General features: G+C 66.5%; 24 protein-coding genes, 1 tRNA gene and 1 pseudogene. 10 read left to right on the forward strand and 16 right to left on the reverse strand.

What is annotated here, in order from left to right; genetic code table 11:
- The first annotated feature begins 671 nt into the window (after positions 1-671).
- The 5 genes from recQ (at position 672) to C1932_RS14980 (ending at position 6,363) form a co-directional block, all read left to right on the forward strand.
- Complete coding sequence (recQ, locus tag C1932_RS14960) at positions 672-2,477, forward strand: DNA helicase RecQ (RefSeq protein WP_108753906.1); 1,806 nt, start codon at positions 672-674, stop codon at positions 2,475-2,477.
- Positions 2,478-2,577: 100 nt separating this feature from the next.
- Positions 2,578-2,958: a CopL family metal-binding regulatory protein gene (locus C1932_RS14965; protein ID WP_108762694.1), complete on the forward strand. Its 381-nt coding sequence runs from the start codon at positions 2,578-2,580 to the stop codon at positions 2,956-2,958.
- Between the two features lie 74 nt (positions 2,959-3,032).
- Complete coding sequence (locus tag C1932_RS14970) at positions 3,033-4,850, forward strand: copper resistance system multicopper oxidase (RefSeq protein WP_108762695.1); 1,818 nt, start codon at positions 3,033-3,035, stop codon at positions 4,848-4,850.
- A complete protein-coding gene (locus C1932_RS14975) occupies positions 4,847-5,782 on the forward strand; it encodes a copper resistance protein B (protein WP_108762696.1) in 936 nt (311 codons plus the stop codon). The genes C1932_RS14970 and C1932_RS14975 overlap by 4 nt, the downstream gene beginning before the upstream one ends.
- 68 nt (positions 5,783-5,850) lie before the next feature.
- Positions 5,851-6,363 (forward strand): GNAT family N-acetyltransferase, encoded by a 513-nt coding sequence (locus C1932_RS14980; protein ID WP_108762697.1) that lies wholly within the window; start codon positions 5,851-5,853, stop codon positions 6,361-6,363.
- Positions 6,364-6,460: 97 nt separating this feature from the next.
- On the opposite strand, the gene C1932_RS14985 is transcribed toward C1932_RS14980, so the two are convergent.
- Positions 6,461-6,781 carry a zf-TFIIB domain-containing protein gene (locus C1932_RS14985; RefSeq protein ID WP_108762698.1) on the reverse strand — a complete coding sequence of 107 codons (321 nt, stop codon included), beginning with the start codon at positions 6,779-6,781 and terminating at the stop codon, positions 6,461-6,463.
- Positions 6,782-6,945: 164 nt separating this feature from the next.
- On the opposite strand from C1932_RS14985, the gene C1932_RS14990 reads away from it, so the two are divergent.
- The gene (locus tag C1932_RS14990) at positions 6,946-7,368 is read left to right on the forward strand and encodes a response regulator (protein ID WP_108750836.1); all 423 of its coding nucleotides are present in this window, start codon (positions 6,946-6,948) and stop codon (positions 7,366-7,368) included.
- Between the two features lie 92 nt (positions 7,369-7,460).
- On the opposite strand, the gene C1932_RS14995 is transcribed toward C1932_RS14990, so the two are convergent.
- The gene (locus C1932_RS14995) at positions 7,461-8,327 is read right to left on the reverse strand and encodes an alpha/beta hydrolase-fold protein (protein WP_325051535.1); all 867 of its coding nucleotides are present in this window, start codon (positions 8,325-8,327) and stop codon (positions 7,461-7,463) included.
- Positions 8,328-9,155: pseudogene (locus C1932_RS20055) on the reverse strand (alpha/beta hydrolase-fold protein); the annotation flags it as partial.
- A 93-nt stretch (positions 9,156-9,248) separates the two neighbouring features.
- On the opposite strand from C1932_RS20055, the gene yghX reads away from it, so the two are divergent.
- The 4 genes from yghX to C1932_RS15015 all read left to right on the forward strand — a co-directional run bounded on the left by yghX (position 9,249) and on the right by C1932_RS15015 (position 11,852).
- Positions 9,249-10,136, forward strand: a complete 888-nt coding sequence (gene yghX, locus C1932_RS15000; protein ID WP_108750838.1) for a YghX family hydrolase — start codon at positions 9,249-9,251, stop codon at positions 10,134-10,136.
- Positions 10,137-10,666: 530 nt separating this feature from the next.
- Positions 10,667-11,029: a hypothetical protein gene (locus C1932_RS15005; protein WP_108762699.1), complete on the forward strand. Its 363-nt coding sequence runs from the start codon at positions 10,667-10,669 to the stop codon at positions 11,027-11,029.
- 90 nt (positions 11,030-11,119) lie between these two features.
- Positions 11,120-11,410, forward strand: coding sequence for an XRE family transcriptional regulator (locus C1932_RS15010; protein WP_108762700.1), 291 nt, complete (start codon positions 11,120-11,122; stop codon positions 11,408-11,410).
- 112 nt (positions 11,411-11,522) lie between these two features.
- A complete protein-coding gene (locus tag C1932_RS15015) occupies positions 11,523-11,852 on the forward strand; it encodes a hypothetical protein (RefSeq protein ID WP_108762701.1) in 330 nt (109 codons plus the stop codon).
- Between the two features lie 46 nt (positions 11,853-11,898).
- Here C1932_RS15015 and C1932_RS15020 read toward each other — a convergent pair.
- The 13 genes from C1932_RS15020 to ruvA form a co-directional block, all read right to left on the reverse strand.
- A tRNA-Lys gene (locus C1932_RS15020) sits at positions 11,899-11,974 on the reverse strand.
- A 150-nt stretch (positions 11,975-12,124) separates the two neighbouring features.
- Positions 12,125-12,790 (reverse strand): 7-cyano-7-deazaguanine synthase QueC, encoded by a 666-nt coding sequence (gene queC / locus C1932_RS15025; protein ID WP_108750841.1) that lies wholly within the window; start codon positions 12,788-12,790, stop codon positions 12,125-12,127.
- Between the two features lie 78 nt (positions 12,791-12,868).
- Complete coding sequence (queE, locus tag C1932_RS15030) at positions 12,869-13,570, reverse strand: 7-carboxy-7-deazaguanine synthase QueE (protein WP_108750842.1); 702 nt, start codon at positions 13,568-13,570, stop codon at positions 12,869-12,871.
- 156 nt (positions 13,571-13,726) lie between these two features.
- A complete protein-coding gene (ybgF, locus tag C1932_RS15035) occupies positions 13,727-14,554 on the reverse strand; it encodes a tol-pal system protein YbgF (protein ID WP_108762702.1) in 828 nt (275 codons plus the stop codon).
- Between the two features lie 3 nt (positions 14,555-14,557).
- The gene (gene pal, locus C1932_RS15040; RefSeq protein ID WP_108762703.1) at positions 14,558-15,073 is read right to left on the reverse strand and encodes a peptidoglycan-associated lipoprotein Pal; all 516 of its coding nucleotides are present in this window, start codon (positions 15,071-15,073) and stop codon (positions 14,558-14,560) included.
- Between the two features lie 64 nt (positions 15,074-15,137).
- Positions 15,138-16,457, reverse strand: coding sequence for a Tol-Pal system beta propeller repeat protein TolB (tolB, locus tag C1932_RS15045; protein WP_108762704.1), 1,320 nt, complete (start codon positions 16,455-16,457; stop codon positions 15,138-15,140).
- A gap of 179 nt (positions 16,458-16,636) precedes the next feature.
- On the reverse strand, positions 16,637-17,689 hold the full coding sequence (gene tolA, locus C1932_RS15050) for a cell envelope integrity protein TolA (protein ID WP_108762705.1): 1,053 nt from the start codon (positions 17,687-17,689) through the stop codon (positions 16,637-16,639).
- Positions 17,679-18,107, reverse strand: a complete 429-nt coding sequence (gene tolR / locus C1932_RS15055; RefSeq protein ID WP_108753920.1) for a protein TolR — start codon at positions 18,105-18,107, stop codon at positions 17,679-17,681. Before tolR ends, tolA begins: the two co-directional genes overlap by 11 nt.
- A 24-nt stretch (positions 18,108-18,131) precedes the next feature.
- Positions 18,132-18,911 (reverse strand): protein TolQ, encoded by a 780-nt coding sequence (tolQ, locus tag C1932_RS15060; protein WP_108750848.1) that lies wholly within the window; start codon positions 18,909-18,911, stop codon positions 18,132-18,134.
- A 10-nt stretch (positions 18,912-18,921) separates the two neighbouring features.
- Positions 18,922-19,353 carry a tol-pal system-associated acyl-CoA thioesterase gene (gene ybgC, locus C1932_RS15065; protein WP_108750849.1) on the reverse strand — a complete coding sequence of 144 codons (432 nt, stop codon included), beginning with the start codon at positions 19,351-19,353 and terminating at the stop codon, positions 18,922-18,924.
- Positions 19,343-20,383: a Holliday junction branch migration DNA helicase RuvB gene (gene ruvB, locus C1932_RS15070; RefSeq protein WP_108762706.1), complete on the reverse strand. Its 1,041-nt coding sequence runs from the start codon at positions 20,381-20,383 to the stop codon at positions 19,343-19,345. Before ruvB ends, ybgC begins: the two co-directional genes overlap by 11 nt.
- Before the next feature lie 462 nt (positions 20,384-20,845).
- Complete coding sequence (locus tag C1932_RS15075) at positions 20,846-22,765, reverse strand: potassium transporter Kup (RefSeq protein WP_108750851.1); 1,920 nt, start codon at positions 22,763-22,765, stop codon at positions 20,846-20,848.
- A gap of 49 nt (positions 22,766-22,814) precedes the next feature.
- Positions 22,815-23,408, reverse strand: coding sequence for a Holliday junction branch migration protein RuvA (gene ruvA / locus C1932_RS15080; RefSeq protein ID WP_108750852.1), 594 nt, complete (start codon positions 23,406-23,408; stop codon positions 22,815-22,817).
- Positions 23,409-23,413: the final 5 nt, after the last annotated feature.

Raw genomic sequence — 23,413 nt, forward strand, 5'->3', positions numbered from 1 at the left:
TTCCTGTGGGTTGGCGGGGTGGGTCCGGTTGAGGGGGACGCCGTAAACCCATCCATGGGGGTTTAGCCGCGCCATCCATGGCGCGGATACCCCGCAACCGGACCCACCCCGCCTTCGACAGACCTGCGCGATCTGCCGGAACGGCCCAATGCTCTGGTAGGTGTGGACCTTGGTCGACACAGTAGAGCCACGCCACGCGTGGAAGATTCATTCGATGTCTGACAGATGTGTCGACCAAGGTCGACACCTACCCACAGCCGCCATCCATGGCGCGGATACCCCCTCAACCGGACCCAGCCCGCCTCCGACAGACCTCCGCGATCTGCCGGCAAAGCTTGGGGTCGGACCCGTTTTCCGCAGGAAAACGGCTCCGACCCCATTTTGTTCATTCGATATCTGACAGATGTGTCGACCAAGGTCGACACCTACCCACAGCCGCGTGAACCCGTCAGAGGCGGGGCGGTGTCGGATTGCGGGGTGTCCGCGGCATGGATGCCGCGGCCAAGCCTACATGGACGTACTTGCGGCGTCCCCGCAATCCGACACCGCCCCGCCAACCCACGGATAGCCCGCTTTTGACGTTGCTTCAGTCGAGCATGGCTCGACTCTACAGCGGTGCAGGGCGCAGCCCTGCCGAACCCCTACCACCCCCGCCGGGGTAAACTAGGTGGATGGCTTCCCGTCCTGCGCACGATCTGCTCCAACGCGTCTTTGGTTACGACGATTTCCGTGGTCCCCAGCAGGACATCGTGGAGCATGTGGCTGCCGGCCATGACGCCCTGGTGCTGATGCCCACCGGCGGCGGCAAGTCGCTCTGCTACCAGGTCCCGGCCCTGCTGCGTGACGGTTGCGGCATCGTCATCTCCCCGCTCATCGCACTCATGCAGGACCAGGTGGAAGCCCTGCGCCAGCTCGGCGTGCGCGCCGAATACCTGAATTCGACCCTGGATGGCGAAACCGCCGCCCGGGTCGAGCGCGAACTGCTGGCCGGCGAACTGGACATGCTCTATGTCGCCCCCGAGCGCCTGCTGACCGGCCGCTTCCTGTCCCTGCTCTCGCGCAGCCACATCGCGCTGTTCGCCATCGACGAAGCGCACTGCGTGTCGCAGTGGGGCCACGATTTCCGCCCGGAATACCGCCAGCTGACGGTGCTGCACGAGCGCTGGCCGGACATTCCGCGCATCGCCCTGACCGCCACCGCCGATCCGCCCACCCAGCGCGAGATCGCCGAGCGCCTGGACCTGGCCCAGGCCCGCCACTTCGTCAGCTCCTTCGACCGCCCCAACATCCGCTACACCGTGGTGCAGAAGGACAACGCGCGCAAGCAGCTGACCGATTTCCTGCGCGGCCACCGCAGCGAGGCCGGTATCGTCTACTGCATGTCGCGGCGCAAGGTGGAAGAAACCGCCGAATTCCTCTGCGGCCAGGGCTTCAATGCCTTGCCCTACCACGCCGGCCTGCCGCCGGAAGTGCGCGCCAACAACCAGCGCCGCTTCCTGCGCGAGGATGGCATCGTCATGTGCGCCACCATCGCCTTCGGCATGGGCATCGACAAGCCGGATGTGCGCTTCGTGGCGCATACCGACCTGCCCAAATCGATGGAAGGCTACTACCAGGAAACCGGCCGCGCCGGCCGCGATGGCGAGGCCGCCGAGGCCTGGCTGTGCTACGGCCTGGGCGATGTGGTGCTGCTGAAGCAGATGATCGAGCAGTCCGAAGCCAGCGAAGAGCGCAAGCAGCTGGAACGGTCCAAGCTGGACCATCTGCTGGGCTACTGCGAATCCATGCAGTGCCGCCGCCAGGTGCTGCTGGCCGGTTTCGGCGAAACCTATCCGCAGCCCTGCGGCAACTGTGACAACTGCCTGACCCCGCCGGCGGCCTGGGATGCCACCATTCCCGCGCAGAAGGCCCTGAGCTGCGTGTACCGCAGCGGCCAGCGCTTCGGCGTGGGCCACCTGATCGATATCCTGCGCGGCAGCGAGAACGAGAAGATCAAGCAGCAGGGCCACGACAAGCTGAGTACCTACGCCATCGGCCGCGACCTGGATGCGCGCACTTGGCGCAGCGTGTTCCGGCAACTGGTGGCGGCCAGCCTGCTGGAAGTGGACAGCGAGGGCCATGGCGGCCTGCGCCTGACCGACGCCAGCCGCGCAGTGCTGACCGGGCGCCGCCAGATCAGCATGCGCCGCGATGCCGCCAGCGCCACCGCAGGCCGCGAACGCAGCGCGCAACGCACCGGCCTGTCGGTGCTGCCGCAGGACCTGGCCCTGTTCAACGCCCTGCGCGGCCTGCGGGCCGAACTGGCGCGCGAACAGAACGTGCCGGCCTTCGTGATCTTCCACGACAGCACCCTGCGCAACATTGCCGAACAGCGCCCGACCTCGCTGGATGAACTGGCCCGGGTGGGCGGCATCGGTGGCACCAAGCTCAGCCGCTACGGCCCGCGCCTGGTCGAGATCGTGCGCGAGGAAGGGTAATGTGCGGCCGCGGGATGACACACCCTGGCCCTGCTCCAACCTTGAACCGCTTGTTCATGCGGGTGTGCATCCCGCCCCGCTTGCCGCTAGATTGATGCCCATGTCCGTCGCCTCCACCCTGCTGCGTGTCGTGCTCATGCTCAGCCTGTTGCTCAACGGGGTGAACGCGGCCATGGCCAGTGGGCACGCGCAGATGGGCCCGATGGCGCATGAAAACGCCAGCGCGGCGGCAATTGAACCCGACTGCCACCACCATGCTGGCATGCAGGCCGAACCGGCCCCCGAAACCCAGGCCCCGGCCCACGACCGCCACTGCCAGATGAAGGACTGCGTGCGCAGCTGTGCCCAGCAGCCCCTGTTGGCCGTGCAGCCGCTGGCCCTGCCGGTCGGCCCGGCATGGTCGCTGGCACCGCCGCCGGTGCACGCCAGCGGCCGTCCCGCGCCGCCGCTGCCGCCCCTCTCACGCCCTCCCATCGGCTGATTCCGCGCGCCTGCGGGCGCACCGCGCTTCGCTGCCGGCCCTGTGCCGGTCGTACCCGTGTTCCGGAGTCACCCATGAATACCCGTATTCCCCCCGGCCCGGGCGCCCTGCCCATGCCGTCGCGCCGCCTGTTCGTACAGGGCCTGGCCGCTGGCGGCGTGGTCGCTGGCGCCACCGCCATCGGCGTGCCGCAGCGCGCGCTTGCCGCTGCCAGCGCCACGCCACGCCTGGCCGGCGCACCGGCCGTGCTCACCGACACCCGCGTTGAACTGGCCATCGGCGAATCACTGGCCAACTTCACCGGCCGCACCCGCCCGGCGATCACCGTGAACGGCTCGCTGCCGGCGCCCATCCTGCGCTGGCGCGAAGGCCAGACCGTGGACCTGTTCGTGCGCAACACGCTGGACCGCCACCCCACCTCCATCCACTGGCACGGCATCCTGCTGCCGGCCAACATGGACGGCGTGCCCGGGCTCAGCTTCAACGGCATCGGCCCCGGCGAGACCTACCACTACCACTTCCAGCTGAAGCAGTCGGGCACCTACTGGTACCACAGCCATTCGATGTTCCAGGAACAGGCCGGCCTGTACGGCGCGCTGATCATCGACCCCGCCGAACCGGCCCCGTACCAGCACGACCGCGAGCACGTGGTCCTGCTGTCGGACTGGACCGACATGGACCCGGGCGCGCTGTTCCGGCGCATGAAGAAGCTGGCCGAGCATGACAACTACTACAAGCGCACCCTGCCCGACTTCGTGCGCGACGTGCGCCGCGACGGCTGGTCGGCGGCGCTGTCCGACCGCGGCATGTGGGGCCGCATGCGGATGACCCCCACCGATATTTCCGACGTCAATGCGCACACCTACACCTACCTGATGAACGGCACGGCGCCGGCCGGCAACTGGACCGGGCTGTTCCGCAGTGGCGAAAAGGTGCTGCTGCGCTTCATCAACGGCGCCTCGATGACCTATTTCGACGTGCGCATTCCCGGCCTGAAGATGACCGTGGTGGCCGCCGACGGCCAGTACATCCACCCGGTCAGCATCGATGAATTCCGCATCGCCCCGGCCGAGACCTACGACGTGCTGGTGGAGCCCAGCGGCCAGGACGCCTTCACCATCTTCTGCCAGGACATGGGCCGCACCGGCTTTGCCGCCGGTACCCTGGCCGTGCGTCATGGCCTGCAGGCGCCGATTCCGCAGCGCGACCCGCGCCCACTGCTGACGATGAGCGACATGGGGCATGACATGTCGGGGCATGACATGGCGGGCCACGGCGGCCACGACATGGCAGCCATGAAAAGCATGGAGGGTGGCTGTGGCGCCCACATGGACCACAGCGCGCATGGCAGCGCTGCCGCCAGCAAGGCGCCGAAGCATTCGGCCAGCGAACTGGCCAGCCCGCTGGTGGACATGCGCAGCGGCGCCACCGAACCCAAGCTGGATGACCCCGGCATCGGCCTGCGCGACAACGGCCGCCAGGTACTGACCTACGGTGCAATGCACAGCCTGTTCGACGACCCGGATGGCCGCGAGCCCGGCCGCGAGATCGAGCTGCACCTGACCGGGCACATGGAGAAATTCGCCTGGTCGTTCGACGGCGTTCCCTTCGCCAGTGCCGAACCGCTGCGGCTGAACTACGGCGAGCGCATGCGCATCGTGCTGGTGAACGACACCATGATGCAGCACCCGATCCACCTGCACGGTGTGTGGAGCGATGTGGAAAACGCCGCCGGTGAGTTCCAGGTGCGCAAGCACACCGTGGACATGCCGCCTGGCACCCGCCGCAGCTACCGCGTCCGTGCCGATGCACTGGGCCGCTGGGCCTACCACTGCCATCTGCTGTACCACATGGAAGCGGGCATGATGCGCGAAGTGAGGATCGAAGAATGAGCCGCCTCGTCTCCCGCAGTCTGTTGGCCGTGGGCCTGGCCACTGCCCTGCCCGCCTTCGCGCAGTCGCATGCCGGCCATGACATGGCCATGCCCGCAGCGGCACCGGTCGATCATTCGAAGATGGACCATTCGAAGATGGATCATTCGAAGATGGACCATTCAACGATGGACCACGCGCAGATGGACCACGCCGCGATGGGCCACGCCATGCCTGCGCCCAGCGAACCCCGCGAACCCATCCCCGTGCCTACCGACGCTGACCGCGCCGCGGCCTTCCCGCCCATCAATCACGATGCGATGGAACATGCGCCGCAGATCAACAGCCTGCTGCTGATCGACCGCCTGGAACACTGGGATGGCCAGGACGGCAAGGGCCAGGCCTGGGAAGCCAGCGGCTGGATCGGCGGCGACATCAACCGTCTGTGGCTGCGCAGCGATGGTGAACGCAGTGGCGGTCGCACCGAATCCTCATCGCTGGAAGCACTGTACGGCCGCAGCGTCTCGCCGTGGTGGGACGTGCTGGTCGGCGTCCGACAGGATTTCCGCCCCGCCGATTCGCGCACCTGGGCGGCGATCGGCATCCAGGGCCTGGCGCCGTACAAGTTCGAAAGCTCGGCCACGCTGTACCTGGGTTCCGGCGGGCAGGTGCTGGCCAAGGCCGAAGTGGAATACGACGTACTGCTGACCAACCGGCTGATCCTGCAACCACTGGTGGAAGCCACGCTGGCGGCCAAGGATGAACCGGAGCACGGTATTGGCCAGGGCCTGAACAAGATCGAGGCCGGCCTGCGCCTGCGCAACGAGTTCAGCCGCCGCTTCGCGCCGTACATCGGCATCAGCCACGAGCGCAGCTTCGGTGATGCCGCCGACCATGCCGGCGACCACGCACGCGACACGCGCTGGGTCGCGGGCGTGCGCATGTGGTTCTAAGGCACTGCACGGCCCCGGTTCGCGCCGGGGCCGGCTACACTGCGCCACGCTTGACCACCGCCACCGCCATGTCCCTGCAGATCCGCCGCGCCACCCTGGCCGATGCCGAAGCGCTTTCGGCCATTGCCATTGCCACGTACACCGAAACCTGGGGCGACTCGTACCCGCCGCAGGAACTGGACGTCTTCCTGCAGGAACACTACGGCCTGGCGCCGCAGCGCGAAGAACTGTGCGACCCACGCAGCGCCGTCTGGTTGCTGCTGGACGGCGAACAGGTGGTCGGCTACCTGGCGGCCGGCGCCAACACCCTGCCGCACGCCGAAGCGCGCGATGGTGATATTGAACTGAAGCGCCTGTACATCCTGGCCGCGCACCACAACCGCGGCCACGGCGCGCGCCTGATGGACGCCTTCATCGCCTGGCTGGACCAGCCGCAACGCCGCACCCTGTGGGTGGGCGTGTGGGAAGAAAACGTCGCCGCCCAGCGCTTCTACGCACGCTACGGCTGCGAAAAAGCCGGCGAGTACGACTTCATCGTCGGCAGCACCCACGACCGCGAATACATCCTGCGCCGCCGGTAGAGTCGAGCTTGCTCGACTGCCTTTCGCTTCTTGTAGAGTCGAGCCATGCTCGACTGCTTCTCCTGCAGTCGAGCAAGCTCGACTCTAACTGCCGTTCTCAGAAATCAAACAGCTCCGACAGGAAGCTTTCCTTCTTCTTTTTCTTGTAACCCTGCCCATGCTGCCCGCGGCTGTCGTCATAGCGCTGGCCCAGATGGCGGGTATCACGATGCACCACCTGCGCGGCCACCTGCGGCGGTGCCTGCACCGGTGCCGGCGGCGCCACGGCAGCGCCCGCAGCAGCGCCAGCCCGCTCGATGATCTTGTCCAGTTCACCACGGTCCAGCCACACGCCGCGGCAGCTGGGGCAGTAGTCGATTTCAATGCCATGGCGCTCGGCCATCTGCAGGGTCTGGGTGGTACACACGGGGCACTGCATGGGCGTCGCTCCTTTCAGTCTGTCCTTGACTGTACCTGTCTATCGATGACTGTTCGGCAACATGCCGTGTAACGCCGGTTTAGCGTGCCCTGCACACCGGCCTCACTGGGGCGGCGGGCATACTTGCGCGCCTTTTCACCGCTGCTGTCCGGAGTTGTCGCGTCATGTTGCTGTCCAAGCGCCACGTTGAACCGCGCGTCCTGCTGATCGAGGATGCCGAAGAAACCCGCGAGCTGAGCCGCATGGCGCTGGAAAGCCAGGCCTGCCACGTGGTGGGCGTCAGCAGCGCCGAGGCCGCGCTGGGCCTGCTGGCCGCCGGTGAACGCTTCGATCTGCTGTTCACCGACGTCAACCTGGGCCGGGTCAGTGGCATCGAGGCGGCCAACCAGGTGCGCGGGCTGTACCCGCAGCTGCCGATCCTGGTCACCTCGGGCATGGACCAGCACAGCGTGCTGCCACAACTGCGCGCAGGCATTCATTTCCTGCCCAAGCCGTACAACATGAGCGAGCTGCTGGATGCGATCCGGCTGTGCTTCCGCCACGCCGATGCCGGCGTGTTGACCGGGCCGGACGCGCAGGCAGCGTAGCGCCCTCATCCGCGCATGGCGTGGATCTACCTGCATCCACGCCACGGCTCCGCCGTCAGTAGATCCACGCCATGCGTGGATGGCGGCAACCATCAGCCACCGGTATACGGCCCCTCCCCCGGCAGCACGTCCAACAGCGCACGGGTGATCACCCGCGGGTACACGGTCAGATGGTCTTCGCCGTCGATCACAACGTTGTCCACCTGCAGGTTGCGGCCAGGGCGCTGCAGCTGGGTGGTGAAATCGGCCGCCTGCCGCAGCATGTCATTGCCGGTGGAATAGCGCGGGCCGGGCTTGATGGTTTCGTAGCCGCCAACCGACAGCAGCACGCGGGTCGGCTGCGCGGGGATGACAGCGGCCTCCTGCAGGCGCGGCAGCAGCCCCTGGTCGAACCACAGCGAAGGGCTGGACAGGATGTAGGTGCTGAACAGGTCCGGCTGCGTGGTCAGCACATACGCGCCAAACAGGGCGCCATAGGAATGCCCGGCGAACGTGCGTCGGGCCGCATCGGTGCGGTAGCGCGCATCGACCAGCGGCAGCACCTGCGCGGCCAGGAAATCGCGGTAATGCGCGGCGCCGCCGTAGGTCACATCGCTGCTGTAGTAGTCGGCAGGAATACGCGCCGGGTTGCTGGGCGTGTAGTCGCGCGAGCGGCTCTGCTTGGACGTCAGGCCTTCCTGCGGCGGCAACCCGACCAGGATGAAGTCCTCGATGTTCTGCCCCTGCTGCCCCACCAGGTTGCGCACGCTGCGCACCAGCGGGAAGCTGTACAGCGCATCGGTCACGTACAGCACCGGATAGCGCTTCTGCGGGTGTTCGGCATAGCCGGCCGGCAAGGCCACCCAGATGGGATAATCGCGGCCCGCCGGATCGTGCACACGCAGCGTCTGGGTATCGGGCAGCGCTACATACGGCTGCGCCGGCGCGGCTTCGGCAACGGCCGGCGCGGCGGCGGGCAGCGGGAACAAGGTGCGCAGTGCCTGCAGCGCGGCCGGGTGGTAGATCGTGGCGTGGGTTTCATCCGGCAGCGGCTGGTACTTCACCAGCGGCGACGGCGAGGCCTGCTGCAGCAGCGTGGCAAGTTTGGCGCTGGCAGCGGCCAGTTCCGGCTGGCCACTGCTGGCCAGGAACACGCGCGGGCCCGCCTTGGCCACGGCCGGCAAGCGCTTCGGCGCCGCCGCCAGCAACGCGCCCTTGTTCCACCACAGGCTGGGGTCCAGCGCGATATAGCTGTTGAACAGCCCCGGTTCCTGCAGCAGGGTTTCCACCACGAACAGGCCGGCCAGCGATTCGCCCATCAGCGCGCGTTCGTCAGTGGTGGCGTAGCGCTGACGCACCTGCGGCATCAGTTCATCGCGCAGGAAGCTGCGGTAGGCCGCCGAACCGCCAATGCGCGGGGCAATCTTCTGGTCCTGCGGGTCGCTGCTGGGGCTGGTCATGTCGCGGCGGCGCTCGGTGTTTTCGATGCCCACCAGCAGGAACGGGCGCATGCTGCCGTTGCCGGTCAGCACCTGCACCAGCCCCGCCACGTGCAGGAAATCTTCGCCGATGCCACCGTCGGGCATGTACAGCACCGGCAGCGGCGTCTTCGGGTCCAGCCCCCAGGGCTGCGGCCGGTAGACGTTGATGCGGCGGGTTTCGCCCAATGCCTTCGATTCGATCGTGAAGGTTTCGCCGACGGCCAACGGCGCGGCGGCAGCCGACTGCGCGGGCGGCGCCGGTTCGGCCGCGTGCAGCGGTACGGCGCAGGCGGCCAGAAGCAGGAACGGAAGCACGAACGCGCGCATGGTGGAATCCTTCACCGGAAATTCTTCGAGCATAACGGCCTGCGGCAGGACAGTGCTAGATTCGGCATTCGCCCCTGCCCCTGGAGTGCCCGCATGACCCGACTGACCGCCAAGGACTTTCCCGCCGAACTGCTGGAGCTGTACGACGGTTACGTGCATGGGCGCATGAGCCGCCGCGATTTCCTGGATCGCGCTGCGGCCTTCGCCGTGGCTGGTGTCACTGCGGGCACGCTGCTGGCCGCGCTCACGCCCGACTACGCATTGGCGCAGCAGGTGTCCTTCACCGATCCCGATATCCACGCCGAATACCTCACCTACCCCTCGCCCAACGGACATGGCCAGGTACGCGGCTACTTCGTGCGCCCGGCCAAGCTGGAAAAGCGCCTGCCCGCGGTGGTGGTGGTGCACGAGAACCGTGGTTTGAATCCCTATATCGAAGACGTGGCGCGCCGCGTGGCCAAGGCCGGCTACATCGCACTGGCACCGGATGGCCTGAGTTCGGTAGGCGGTTATCCGGGCAATGATGATCGCGGCCGCGAACTGCAGAAGCAGGTCGATCCGCAGAAACTGATGAACGATTTCTTCGCGGCCATCGAATATCTGCGCGCGCATGCACAGGCCAGCGGCAAGGTCGGCATCACCGGTTTCTGCTATGGCGGCGGCGTCAGCAATGCGGCGGCTGTGGCCTACCCGGAACTGGACGCGGCGGTGCCGTTCTACGGGCGCCAGGCCGACCCAAAAGACGTGCCACGCATCAAGGCGCCGCTGCTGCTGCACTTCGCCGAGAAGGATGACAACGTCAATGCCACCTGGCCGGCGTACGAGGCCGCGCTGAAACAGGCCGGCACGCATTACCAGGCGTATGTGTACCCGGGTACCAACCACGGCTTCCACAACGATTCGACACCGCGCTACGACAAGGCCGCCGCCGATCTGGCGTGGGAGCGCACGCTGGCGTGGTTCCAGCGTTATCTGGCGTGAGTGGATGTAGGGCGCGCATGTCGCGTTTGGACCGACGCGCCGCGCTCGTCACGCATCAGCGCCTTTGCTTGGATCATGGAAGGCGCTCACAGCAGTCGCGCATTGCTTCGCGCTTTGCGACATGTTTGAGCGCAATCCGCCAGCCGCTGGCGCGGAAGCGTCCTGCGCTGTCGCTTGCTGCGCTGGCTGCACCTGCAACAATGCAGGTGCGCCCTGGGGTTGGAACGCTGTTTCAGACAATTCTGATTGAAACCCAAGCGCGGGCGTAACCAACATGCAGCGCCACCGACAACGGGTGGCACCGGGCCTGCAAGCCCGGAATGACAATCAAGCACGTTGTTTACGCTCGCCCGTCGGCACTGTCTCTGGATGGTGCCGGCGGGTGATCCGTCGGCCTTCATGGTGGGCGGTGCGTGGGGGCCTTCGGGCCCGCCGGTCAATTGCTTGATGTCATTCCGGCTTGCAGCCACGCACCGCCCGCCACCCGCCCCGCACGGTGGCACGCCTGCCCTTTTGCCGAGGACGCCGACATGACCCTACCGCCGCCGCATCCGCTGTACGCCCACCACGACAGCGTGAATGACGATGACAACCCCGCCCCCGAACTCAGCACCGTCTGGGGATGCCTGAAGGGCATTCGCCGTGGCGATGCCGCAGATGGACAGCCGTGGCCGGAAACCGGATTGCCGCCCGGTAGGCAACTGGCGCTGGCGCGGACAGAACGTGCCGCCGTTGGGTTGCTGACCGTCGCGGAAGTACTGCATGCCGCCGAGCGTTGTCGGCTGACCGGTACGCCTGCGCAGCATCTGGATGAGGGCGTGGTGGACGGCTTGTTCCTGGCCCTGCGTGGCTTGGCGGAGAAGGTGTGTGGGGAGATCCGGCCGCCCGTGTAGTGCTCGCGTATCGGCGCAACCTTCGAGCCCCCATGGAGCTCGAAGGCCACATGTATAGCTCGCCAGAATGCGAGGCAATGGGGGTATCAAGTGAGCAGGAACAAACACGTTGGTTCAAACGTCGACGACGTTCTCGAATCCGAAGAATTGCACGAATCGGCAGCCGTGGCTCTGAAGCGGGAGTTTGCATGGCAGGTTATCGACGCAATGACGGCGACGAACACCGGCAAGGCGGCCTTGGCGAAGCGCATGCACACCAGTCGTTCTCATCTGGACCGGATATTGAATGAATCCAATACAGGCCTCACGCTGAGAACCCTCAGTCGAACCGCTACCACCTTGGGCTATCGAATCAAAGTCAATCTTGTTGCGGCCGAGTGAAGGAAGACACAGACCGGAACAGGCGCCACCATTGGGTGAGCGGTTGACGGAACACAGCCGTGTTCTAATCGAGGCGTAACTCGCTCTATCTGCAGCCTACAAGGAGGTACACATGTTGAATGCATTGATGATGGCCGCGCTGGCCGCTGCTTCATCCCCTTCCGCGCCCTACGGCGACTGCCTGCTCGGCAACATCCAGCCAGGCCTGTCCGATCGCGCGGTGAATCTGGTGCAGCAGGCCTGCGCCGCCAAGCACCCGGAAAGCTTCGCGGCTTCGCTGGAACTGGAACGTCGCCACGCTGCGCAGCGCCAAGTGCAGTTCGATGCGGATCGCATGGCTGCCCAGCGCGCAGCGGATGCTGCGGCCAGGGCGGCCGATGTGGCCGCTCATGCGGCGGCGGAGCGCGAGGCCGCGCGGGCCAAGCGCGCTGAGGCGAAGTAGGCGAAATGAAAAAGGCGCCCATCGGGCGCCTGAGTCATTGCTGCATTGGTGGGCCGTGATGGATTCGAACCATCGACCAAAAGATTAAAAGTCTTCTGCTCTACCGACTGAGCTAACGGCCCATGCATGCCCAACCTTTCGGCGGGGTCGGCATTTTACCCTACTTTGATGGCTTGGTGGGAAGGCAAAAGCGTGCGAACCAAGGTTCGCACCTACCAATCGGGCGGTTCGCACCCATCATTCGGGTGGTCGCACCCGCCAAAGCGGGCCGATCAGGCGTAGAGGGTCGGGTCCGCTACGCCGGCGTCGGCGAAGCCTTGGGCGCGTAGGCGGCAGGCGTCGCAGTGGCCGCAGGCGGCGCCGTTGGCATCGGCGTTGTAGCAGGACACGGTCAGGCCGAAATCCACGCCCAGGCGCACGCCTTCGCTCACGATCTGCGCCTTGCTGAGGAACTGCAGCGGTGCGTGCACGCGGATGCCCGCGCCTTCCACGCCGGCCTTGGTAGCCAGGTTGGCCAGCGCCTGGAAGGCGGCGATGAACTCGGGGCGGCAGTCCGGGTAGCCCGAGTAGTCCACGGCGTTCACGCCGCAGAACAGGTCGTTGGCGCCCAGCACTTCGGCCCAGCCCAGGGCCAGCGACAGCATGATGGTGTTGCGTGCCGGCACGTAGGTGACCGGAATGCCCTCGCCGCCCGCTTCGGGCACGTCGATATCGTCGGTCAGTGCCGAACCGCCGATGCTGCGCAGGTCCACGTCCACGGTCTTGTGCGCGACCACGCCCATGGCCTTGGCCACGCGAGCGGCGGCGTCCAGTTCAGAGGTGTGGCGCTGGCCGTAGCGCACGCTCAGGGCGTGTACGGCGAAGCCCTGTTCCTGGGCCATGGCGATGACGGCGGCTGAATCCATGCCGCCGGAGAGAAGCACGACTGCCTTCTTCATGGGGAAATCTTCCGGTTGGGAGGGGAAAGCCAGCACGCTGTCCCGCGCCGGAACTACATCAGGGCACTACGCCCGGGCTCATCGGCCCGGTTCGTCGTTCCACAGGATTTTATGCAACTGCATCTGGAAGCGCACCGGCAGGCGGTCTTCCACGATCCAGTCGGCCAGTTGGCGGGCGGTGATCTCGCCCTTGCTGGGCGAGAAGAACACGGTGCAGCGCTTCACCAGATCGTGTTCGGCCAGCAGGCCCTTGGCCCAGTCGTAATCTTCGCGGCTGCAGATGACGAACTTGATCTGGTCGCGGCGGGTCAGCAGCGGCAGGTTTTCCCAGCGGTTACGCGCCACTTCGGCCGAACCGGGGGTCTTGATGTCGACCACGCGGGACACGCGCGGATCGACCGCGCTCACATCCAGCGCGCCGGAGGTTTCCAGCGAGACGTCCAGGCCGGCATCGCAGAGCTTTTCCAGCAGGATCAGGCAGCGCTTCTGCGCCAGCGGCTCGCCGCCGGTCACGCAGACGTGGTGCACGCCCTGGGCCAGCACTTCGGCCACGATGTCGTCGATATCCCACCAGGTGCCGCCGTGGAAGGCGTAGGCCGTGTCGCAGTACTGGCAGCGCAGCGGGCAGCCGGTCAGGCGCACGAACACGGTCGGCCAACCGGCGGTATCGGCTTCACCCTGCAGCGAGGTGAAGATCTCGGTGATCTTCAGCCGGGGCAAGGGTGACTGCACGATCTCGCTGGGCGTGGCGACGGCGGCGGACAGGGGGACGGCGGTCATGGCGGGCACTTCTTCATGGGGCGGGCAGCCCGATGGATGGCCGGGCGCCACAAGCAAAGGCAGCCGAGCAGGGCTCGGCTCTACAGGGACTACAACGCAAGCAGCCGAGCATGGGCTCGGCTCTACGGGTGACGCATTGTACGCCGGGGCAGCGGCTCAGCGGATCTGCTGGCCCAGGCGGATGGACTGCAGGCGGTCCTGGGCGGTGCGCGCGGCATCCGAACCCGGGTACTGCGCCACGACGGTTTCCAGGGTCTGCTGGGCCTGGTCAACCTTGCCCTCGCCATACTGCGAGAGGCCGACCTTCAGCAGGCCGCCGGCGGCCTTGTCGTGGGTGGGATAGCGCGAGAGCAGTTCGCGGAACTGGGACTCGGCCATCGGGAAATTGCGGGTGGCGTAGTAGCTTTCGCCCAGCCAATACAAGGCATTGGGGGCGTAGACGCCATTGGGGTACAGCTCGAGGAAGCTGAGGAACAGCTGCGCCGAATCGTCGTACTTGCCGGCCTTCAACGCGTCGAAAGCGACGTTGTAGGCGGTACGTTCATCGCCGGTAGCAACCAGGCTACCCGGATCCCCGTGCACCGATGGCGGCCGCTCGGAAGTGGCCGCTGCAGTGGGCTTGGCCGGGGCCGCGGGGGCCTTGGGCGCGGTGGAAGCACCGGCCGGAACGGGCGGCAGGGCCGGGGCGGCAGAGCCCCCTTCCAACCGGTTCAGGCGGCTGTCCAGATCCAGGTACTGGTCCTGGGCGGACTGCTTCAGCTGGGCGTTGTCGTGCTGCAGTTGCTCGATGGAAGCCTGCAGGCTGGTGACCTGCTGGCGCAGCTGATTGATCTGGTTCAACAGGTCCTGGTTGGCACTGTTGTTGTACATCTGCTGCTCGAGCGCGCCGACACGATCGGCCAGGCTCTGTCGCTGTGCCTGCGCCGGTGCGGCAGCCACGAGGGCTGCCGCAACGACCAGCATCAGTTTGATGCCGATGCGCATGGATTACTGCGCGGTGTAGACGATTTCGACGCGACGGTTCTGCGACCAGCAGGACTCGTTCGACTCGGTGCAGACCGGACGCTCTTCACCGTAGGACACGACGGTCAGCTGCGAAGCCGAACCACCGTTGGCCTGCAGGGCCGAGTTCACGCCATTGCCACGACGCTCGCCCAGGGCCTGGTTGTACGCGCGCGAACCGCGCTCGTCGGTGTGGCCCTGCAGGGTGATGCGCGAGGACGGACGGTCACGCAGGTACTTGGCGTGGCAAGCCATGATCGCCTGGAATTCCGGCTTCACGTCTTCCTTGTCCAGGTCGAAGTAGACAACGCGCTGGCGCAGGCAAGCGTCGGTGTCCAGGTCGCCCGGGCCGTACAGGCCGGAGGTAGCCGGACCGGTCGGCTGGGTGGTCGAACCGGTGTCGACCGAAGCCGGGGCTTCTTCCTTCACCTTCTTCGAGCAACCGGCCAGGACGGCCACAGACAGCAGGGAAACAAGCAGAACGCGGGTGGTCTTGTTCATGGCAATACCTTTGTGGCTCCTAGGCCGATGAGGGGTTCAAAACAGCGGAAATATTAACACTCTTTTAGCGCTGGGTACGGTAGGGGGACCATGCCGGTTCGCGCACATCACCGTCAGCCAGGACCAGGCGCTGGCGCACCCGTGCATCGGCCGAAACGGCGTACAGCACACCACGGCCACCCTCGCGGGCGGCGTACAACACCATGCTGGCGTTCGGGGCGAAGCTGGGCGATTCGTCCAGCGAGCCCGGGGACAGGGTGCTCCAGCGCGGCGAGCCCAGCGAGCTGTCCATCATGGCGATCTTGTAGCTGTTGCCCGAACCCTGCGCCACCACGATCTTCTTGCCGTCGTAGGACACCGAAGGCTTGGCGTTGTAGTTGCCCTGGAAGGTGACGCGCTCGGCGCTGCCGCCGCCGGCACCGACCTTGTAGACCTGCGGGCGACCGCCACGGTCGGAGGTGAAGTAAACCGCGCTGCCATCGGCGGCCCAGGTCGGCTCGGTATCGATGGCGAAGTGGTTGGTCAGCTGGGTCAGCTGCTTGCTGCCCAGGTCCATCACGTAGATTTCCGGATTGCCCGAACGCGACAGGGTCAGGGCCAGCTTGCGGCCGTCCGGCGAGAACGCCGGGGCGCTGTTGATGCCACGGAAGCTGGTGACCAGCTCACGCGCGCCGGTGGAGATGTTCTGGATGTAGATGGCCGAATTGCCACGCTCGAAGCTGACGTAGGCCAGCTTGCTGCCGTCCGGGCTCCACGAAGGCGACAGCAGCGGCTCGGCCGAGCGCACGATGGTCTGCGGGTTGTAGCCATCGGAGTCGGCCACCATCAGCGCATAGCGCATGGCGTCGCCCTTGCCGCTGGCGGTGATGTAGGCGATGCGGGTCCAGAAGGCGCCGCGCACACCGGTGATCTTTTCATAGATGGCATCGGCCATCTGGTGCGCCACATCGCGCATGGCATTGCCACGGGCGGTCATGGCCAGGCCCAGCAGGCGCTCGCCCTTGGGCACGTCGAACAGTTCGTATTCCACGCGGTAGGCGCCGGCACCGGCGTCCATCACCCGGCCGACCACGATGTAGTTCTGCTTCAGCGCGCGCCAGGTGGCGAACTGGATGTCGCCGCCACGGGTGGGCTTTTCCACGATCTGCGCTTCGGGCAGCGTACGGAACTGGCCCGAACGCTCCAGGTCGGCGCGGACCACGCCGGCCACGTCGGTCTGCGGGGCACCGGCCGAACCCTGGTAAGGCATGGGCACGATGGTGATCGGCAGCGCGGAGGCATTGCCGCCGATGATTTCAAGGTCAAGGCTCCTCTGCTGCGCGAAGGCAGCGAAGGGCAGCAACAGGGCCGCAAACACGGCAAGCCAGCGAGGCATCTTCTTCATGGAGCGCTCAATGAGGGGAAACCGGTACGAGGGATAGCAAACGGCGAGTGAACCGCTTCGCAATCATGAACCAAGGGTACGTGAATTCCGGGTCAGTGCCAGCCCACGCCATCACGCGGCGTTGACCTGACGCCCCCCGCCCGATGCTGCGGACGAGGGCATCTGTGCACATCCGGGGCTTAGTCCTGCGGGGTGAAGGTCAGGTTGAGCGTGCGTGCGAACACCTGTTCGAAGCCGCGGTACGGCAGCGGCTGGGCGTTGAGCACGGCGGCCTCGATCGAGCGCTTGCCGGCCTCGTCATAGGGGCAGTTGGCACCCACCTTGGCCTGCAGCACCTGCCCACCCGGAATCTGGGTGATGGTGATCTGGCACTTCTGCCCCAGCGGCACGCTGTCGGGACGGGTCCACGAACCGCGGATCTTGTTGACCAGCGCAGCGGCGTACTTGGCCGACAGATCATCACTGGTGCCACCACCGCCGCCGGCCGGCTGCGTCTGGCCACTGCTGCCGGCGTTGGCACTGCCGGCGGCGTTGCGTGCGGCGGCCACCTGGCGCAGCTTCTGCTCGGCCAGTTTGGCTTCCTTTTCGGCCTGCTCACGCTTGGCGCGGATCTCGGCAATCTTCTTCTGCCGGTCCGCTTCGGCCTTGTCGGCCGCCACGCGCTGCTGATCGGCAATCTTCTTCTTGGCGTCCTCTTCCTGCTGCTTGGCCAGGCGTGCCTTCTGCTCGGCCTCTTCCTGGCGCTTGCGCTCGGTCAGGTCGATCTGTTCCTGGCGGCGCTTGGCTTCCTGTTCCTGCTTGGCCTTTTCCTGCGAAATGGCCAGCGCATTGACCGCTTCCTGGTCCTGCGTGTCGGGCTGGGCCACGCGTTCCTGCGCCTGTTGCTGCTGCGGCGTGGGCGCGTCCTGCGGGCGCGGTTCCTCGATCGGCTGCGGCGGCGGAATGGTGTCTTCGGGCACCGGAATGGGCTCGGCCACCGGCTCGGGCAGCTCTTCCAGCTTTTCCGACTGGCGCAGGGCCTGGCGGGCGGCGGCGGCTTCGGACGAAGACACGGCCAGGCTGGCCTCGACCGACGGATCGCCGGCGGCCGCTTCAGTGTTGCGCTGGGGCGACCACAGCCAAGCGCCGATGAAGACCAGAGCGACCAGCAGGTGCACCAGCACGGCCAGGACCAGGGGCAAGCCCCAGCCCGGTTCCTGCTTGTGCGGCGGTGGCAGGGCGTCAGCGTGCATCGGTGGCCAGGCCTACCTTGTCCACTTTCGAGCGCTTGATCACGTCCATCGCGGCGATGACCTTTTCATAGGCCACGGCACGGTCGGCGGCCACGATCACGCGCACGTCCTTGTCCTGCGCGGCAATGCCGGACAGGCGCCCTTCCAGTTCCTCGGCGGTGACGGCGGTCGGTTCCTTGGCGTCGGGCAGCTTCAGGCTCAGCTGGCCGTCCTGGCGCACCGACACGATGACCGGGTCCTGCTTGCTTTCCAGCGCCTTGGCGTTGGAGGTGGGCAGATCGACATCGAAACTGAGGGTGAGCAGCGGCGCGGTGACCATGAAGATGATCAGCAGCACCAGCATGACGTCGATATAGGGAACGACGTTGATTTCCGATTTCAGCTTGCGGCGCTTGCGGCGACCGATGGCAGCGGACATGGCTTGGACTCCCGGGTCAGGCGCTTACTCGTCGCCAGCGCTCTGGCGCTGCAGGATGGAGCTGAACTCCTCGGCGAAGGTCTCGAACCGCACCGACATGCGCTCAACGCGGGTGGTGAAGCGGTTGTAGGCCCACACCGCCGGAATGGCCACGAACAGGCCGATGGCGGTGGCGAACAGCGCTTCGGAAATACCCGGGGCCACCGAGGCGATACCGGCCTGGGCGCCGCTGCTGATCATGTCGTGCATGGTCACCATGATGCCGAACACGGTGCCGACCAGGCCCACGTACGGGGCGGTGGAGCCGATGTTGGCCAGCAGTTCGAGGTTGCGTTCCAGCTGGTCCACTTCGCGGGTGTAGGTGGTGCGCATGGCGCGCTGGGCACCTTCCAGCTGCGCGCGGCCATCCAGGCGGCGCTTGTCGCGCAGGCGGGTGTATTCGCGGAAACCGGCTTCGAAGATGGCTTCCAGGCCGCCCACATTGCGGCTGCGGTCGGTGGCCGAGCTGTACAGCTTGCCCAGGTCGGCACCGGACCAGAAGCGGTTCTCGAACTCGTCCGCCTCGCGGGTGGCCTGCTTGAACACGCGGGCCTTGCGGAAAATGATGACCCAGCTGACGAACGAACCGATCAGCAGCAGCAGCACGATGATCTTCACCGGCAGGCTGGCCTTGGCCATCAGTTCGAGGTAGTTGATGCCGCCGCCGGTGGTGGCCTGGGCAAGGGTCTGGGTCGCGGCGTTGCTGACGTCTGCCGGCAGTGCCTCGGTGACCGTGGCCTGCAGGGCCAGGAGCGTTGCGATCATCCGTTGTTCCTCAGTGTTCGGATTCAGGGTGGAGGTGGGGGTGCAGCGCGGCCAGGACGGCATCGTCCATGCCACGCGGGCGGAAACTGGCCGCGTCCAGTGCGGCAATGCGGACCTGCGCGGACAGCAGCAGCTGGCCCTCGCGCAGGACCTGCTGGTCGAAGACCATGCTGGCCTTCTTCAGCTGGACCAGGGTGGCGCTCACCTGCAGGGCATCATCCAGCCGGGCCGGCTTGAGGAAGTCCATCTGCATCGAACGCACCGCAAAAACCAGCCCGTGTTCGGCACGCATGCGCTCCTGGCCGTAGCCCAGTGCGCGCATCCATTCGGTCCGGGCCCGTTCCATGAAGGCCACGTAGCGGGCGTGGTAGACCACCCCGCCAGCGTCCGTATCTTCCCAGTAAATGCGTGTCGGCCAACTGAATCGCGGTTCAACCGACATCGGGAACCTCCGCGAACAGGTCCTGCGGCGGGTTCTTCGGCTTCAGCCCCATGTGCCGGTAGGCCTTGTGGGTGACCATGCGGCCGCGCGCGGTGCGCACCAGGAAGCCCTGCTGGATCAGGTAGGGTTCAACCACGTCTTCCAGCGTGCCGCGCTCTTCGGACAGCGCCGCGGCCAGCGATTCGATGCCCACCGGGCCACCGTCGAAGTAGTCGACCATGGTTTTGAGCAGGCGCCGGTCCAGTTCGTCGAAGCCTTCCGGGTCGACCTTCAGCATCTGCATGGCGGCCTGGGCCACGGCTTCGTCGATATGGCCGCCGGCCTTGACCTGGGCGTAGTCGCGCACGCGGCGCAGCAGGCGGTTGGCGATACGCGGGGTGCCACGCGCGCGGCGGGCGATCTCCCCTGCCCCGTCGGCGGTGCAGTCGATGCCGAGGATGGCGGCCGAGCGGCGCACGATGCGGGTCAGTTCCTCAACGCTGTAGAACTCCAGGCGCTGCACGATGCCGAAGCGGTCGCGCAGCGGCGCGGTCAGCAGGCCGGCGCGGGTGGTGGCACCGATCAGGGTGAACGGCGGCAGGTCGATCTTGATCGAGCGGGCGGCGGGGCCCTCGCCGATCATGATGTCGATCTGGAAGTCTTCCATCGCCGGATACAGCACTTCTTCCACCACGGGCGAAAGGCGGTGGATTTCGTCGATGAACAGCACATCGTGCGGCTGCAGGTTGGTCAGCAGCGCGGCCAGGTCGCCGGCCTTTTCGATCACCGGGCCGGAGGTGACCCGCAGGGCCACGCCCAGTTCGTTGGCGATCACGTGGCTCAGGGTGGTCTTGCCCAGGCCCGGGGGCCCGAAGATCAGCACGTGGTCCAGCGCATCGCCACGGGCCTTGGCGGCCTGGATGTAGATTTCCATCTGCTCGCGCACCGGCGCCTGGCCGAGGTAATCGGCAAGGCGCTTGGGGCGGATGCTGGCGTCGGCGGCGTCATCCTCGCGGGTGGCGCCGGCGCCAATGATGCGGTCGTCGGTCATCTGCTGATTATGCGGCAAAAGTACGGGTTTCGGCCGGGCTGCGCCCCGGCACCCGCAGAAGCAACAGCAACATCCAGAGCAACAGCCGAAGCGGGCTTCCTGGGGAATGGCAGGGTGGGTCCGGTTGCGGGGGACGCTGCAAGTACGTCCCTGTAAGCTCGGTCGCGCTTGCTCGTGGGCGCTGTCCTGCGCACACGGCAAGACCGGGGTTGGGCGTCCTGCCCAACCCGCCCGAGGCATGCCTCGGGCCCATGCGCCTCACGCCCCCGCAACCGGACCCACCCCGCCTTCGACAGTTTGCTGCGGTCTGTCGGAACGGCGTTCTGCTTTGGTGGGTGCCGACCGTGGGTCGGCACGGGGTCGGATCCGTTTTCCAACGGAAAACGGCTCTGACCCCACTGCCGGATGCGCGACACATGGGGTCAGAGCCCTTTCCTGCGGAAAGGGATCCGACCCCTGCGGTCAGATTTCGACCTGGGCGCCGAGCTCTACCAGGCGGTTGCCGGGAATGCGGAAGAAGCCGGTGGCCGGGGCGGCGTTGCGATGCATCAGCGCGAACAGCTTGTCGCGCCAGATCGGCATGCCACGGTTGGCGGTGGCCACGATGGTTTCGCGGCTGGCGAAGAACGTGGTGTCCATCGGGTCGAAGTAGATGCCGCCGTGGTCGCACGAGCGCATCAGCGCCAGCGGTACGTCCGGGGTTTCCATGAAACCGAAGCGCACGTAGACCCGGTAGAACTCATCGCCCACCGATTCGATCTTCAGCCGCTGCCCCTCCACCGCATACGGAATGGGCAGGGTTTCCACGTGCAGGAACACGTTGCGCTCGTGCAGCACCTTGTTGTGCTTCAGGTTGTGCATGAGCGCATGCGGGGCCACGGTCGGGTCGGCGGTCAGGAACACCGCGGTGCCCGGCACGCGTACCGGCGGCGCCAGCATCAGGCCCGGCAGGAAGGTGTCGATGCGGATACCGTCCTTGCGGATCTCATCGCGCAGCAGCTCGCGGCCGCGGCGCCAAGTGCGCATCATGGTGAAAAGGAAGATGCCCAGCACCACCGGGAACCACGCGCCCTGCAGCAGCTTGGCGCCGTTGGCGATGACAAAGCCCAGATCGATGATGAAGAACACCACGCACAGCGGCAGGATCCAGTTGCGCGCCTTGGGCCACAGCGAGCGGGCCACCAGGGCCAGCAGCAGGGTGTCGATCAGCATGGTGGCCGACACCGAGATGCCGTAGGCCACGGCCAGGTTGGACGAGCTGCGGAAGGCCAGCACCAGGCCGATCACCATCACCGCGATGCCCCAGTTGATACCGGGAATGTAGATCTGGCCGATGGTGTCGTGCGAGGTGTGCTTGATGCGCATGCGCGGGATGTAGCCCAGCTGCATGGCCTGGCGCGACACCGAGAACGCGCCGGTGATGACCGACTGCGAGGCGATCACCGCGGCCATGGTGGCCAGGATGATCATCGGGTACAGCGCCCACGACGGCACCGCTTCGAAGAACGGGTTCTTCACTGCTTCGGGGTGGTTGAGCACCAGCGCGCCCTGCCCCAGGTAGTTCAGCACCAGGCACGGCAGCACGAAGAAGTACCAGGCATGGCGGATCGGCTTGGCACCGAAGTGGCCCATGTCCGCATACAGCGCTTCGCCACCGGTCACCGCCAGCACCACCGCGCCCAGGATGAAGATGCCGTGCCAGCTGTGGTCCATGAAGAAGCGGATGGCCCACCAGGGGTTGAACGCCTTCAGCACTTCCGGCGAATCGACGATGTTGTAGATGCCGATCGCCGCCAGCGAGATGAACCAGATCGAGGTGATCGGCCCGAACAGCTTGCCGATCTTTTCGGTGCCAAAGCGCTGCACCGCGAACACCGCCAGCAACACCATCACGGTGATAGGCACGATGAACGCATGCAGCCCCGGCGCGGCCACTTCCAGGCCTTCCACCGCGCCCAGCACGGAAATGGCCGGCGTGATCACGCCGTCGCCGAAGAACAGCGAGGCACCGAAGATGCCAAGGATGCCCACCACGTAGGCCGAGCGCGACCCGTTGCGCAGGGTGCGCTGGGTCAGCGCCATCAGCGCCATGATGCCGCCTTCGCCATCATTGTCGGCACGCATGATGATGGTCACGTACTTCAGGGTGACCACGATGTTCAGTGCCCAGAACGCCAGCGACAGCACGCCCAGCACGGTGTCGTGGTCACTGGTGAGCCCGTAGTGCGGCGAGAACGCCTCTTTCAGCGTGTACAGCGGGCTGGTGCCGATATCGCCGAACACCACGCCGATCGCACCGATGATCAGCGCCAGACCCCCGGCCGGGGGAGCGTGACCGTGGCCGCCGTGGGCGGCATCGTGCGGAGTTTGACTGCTGGACATGGGGCTCCTGGCGGGGCTCAGGCGTGGTGTAGGGGATGGAGGGCGCGGCTCAGCGCAGCGCCGATTGCAGGGCCTTGCGGATGACCGTGGCCACTTCGTCGCCTTCATTGAAGGCATCGCGGGCCATGCGGGCCGCTTCGGTAGGCTTGTAGCCCAGCTGCTGCAGGGCCACGGTGGCATCGGCCAGCGGATCGGCCGGTGCCGGGCCACTGCCGGTGGGCAGCGCACCGCCGGCACCGAACTGGGCGGCGCGGTCACGCAGCTCCAGCACCATGCGCTCGGCGGTCTTCTTGCCGATGCCCGGAATGCGGGTCAAGGCGGTGATGTCGCCGGCCTGGACCATGCGCGCGAACTCTTCCACGGTGACCCCGGACAGCACGGCCAGCGCGATCTTCGCGCCAATGCCGCTGACCTTCTGCACATCGCGGAACAGCCGGCGCTCGCCCTCGCGCAGGAAGCCGTACAGCGAAACGCTGTCTTCCTTCTGCGAATAATGGGTGTACAGGATGACCTCGCGGCCGAGTTCGGGCAGGTCGTAGAAGGTGCTCATCGGCGCCTCCAGCTCGTAGCCCACCCCGTTCACATCCACCACCAGCCACGGCGGCGCCTTGTAGGCGACGATCCCGCGCAGTCGACCGATCATTGCGT

This window comes from Stenotrophomonas sp. YAU14D1_LEIMI4_1 (assembly GCF_003086815.1).
Taxonomy (GTDB): Bacteria; Pseudomonadota; Gammaproteobacteria; order Xanthomonadales; family Xanthomonadaceae; genus Stenotrophomonas.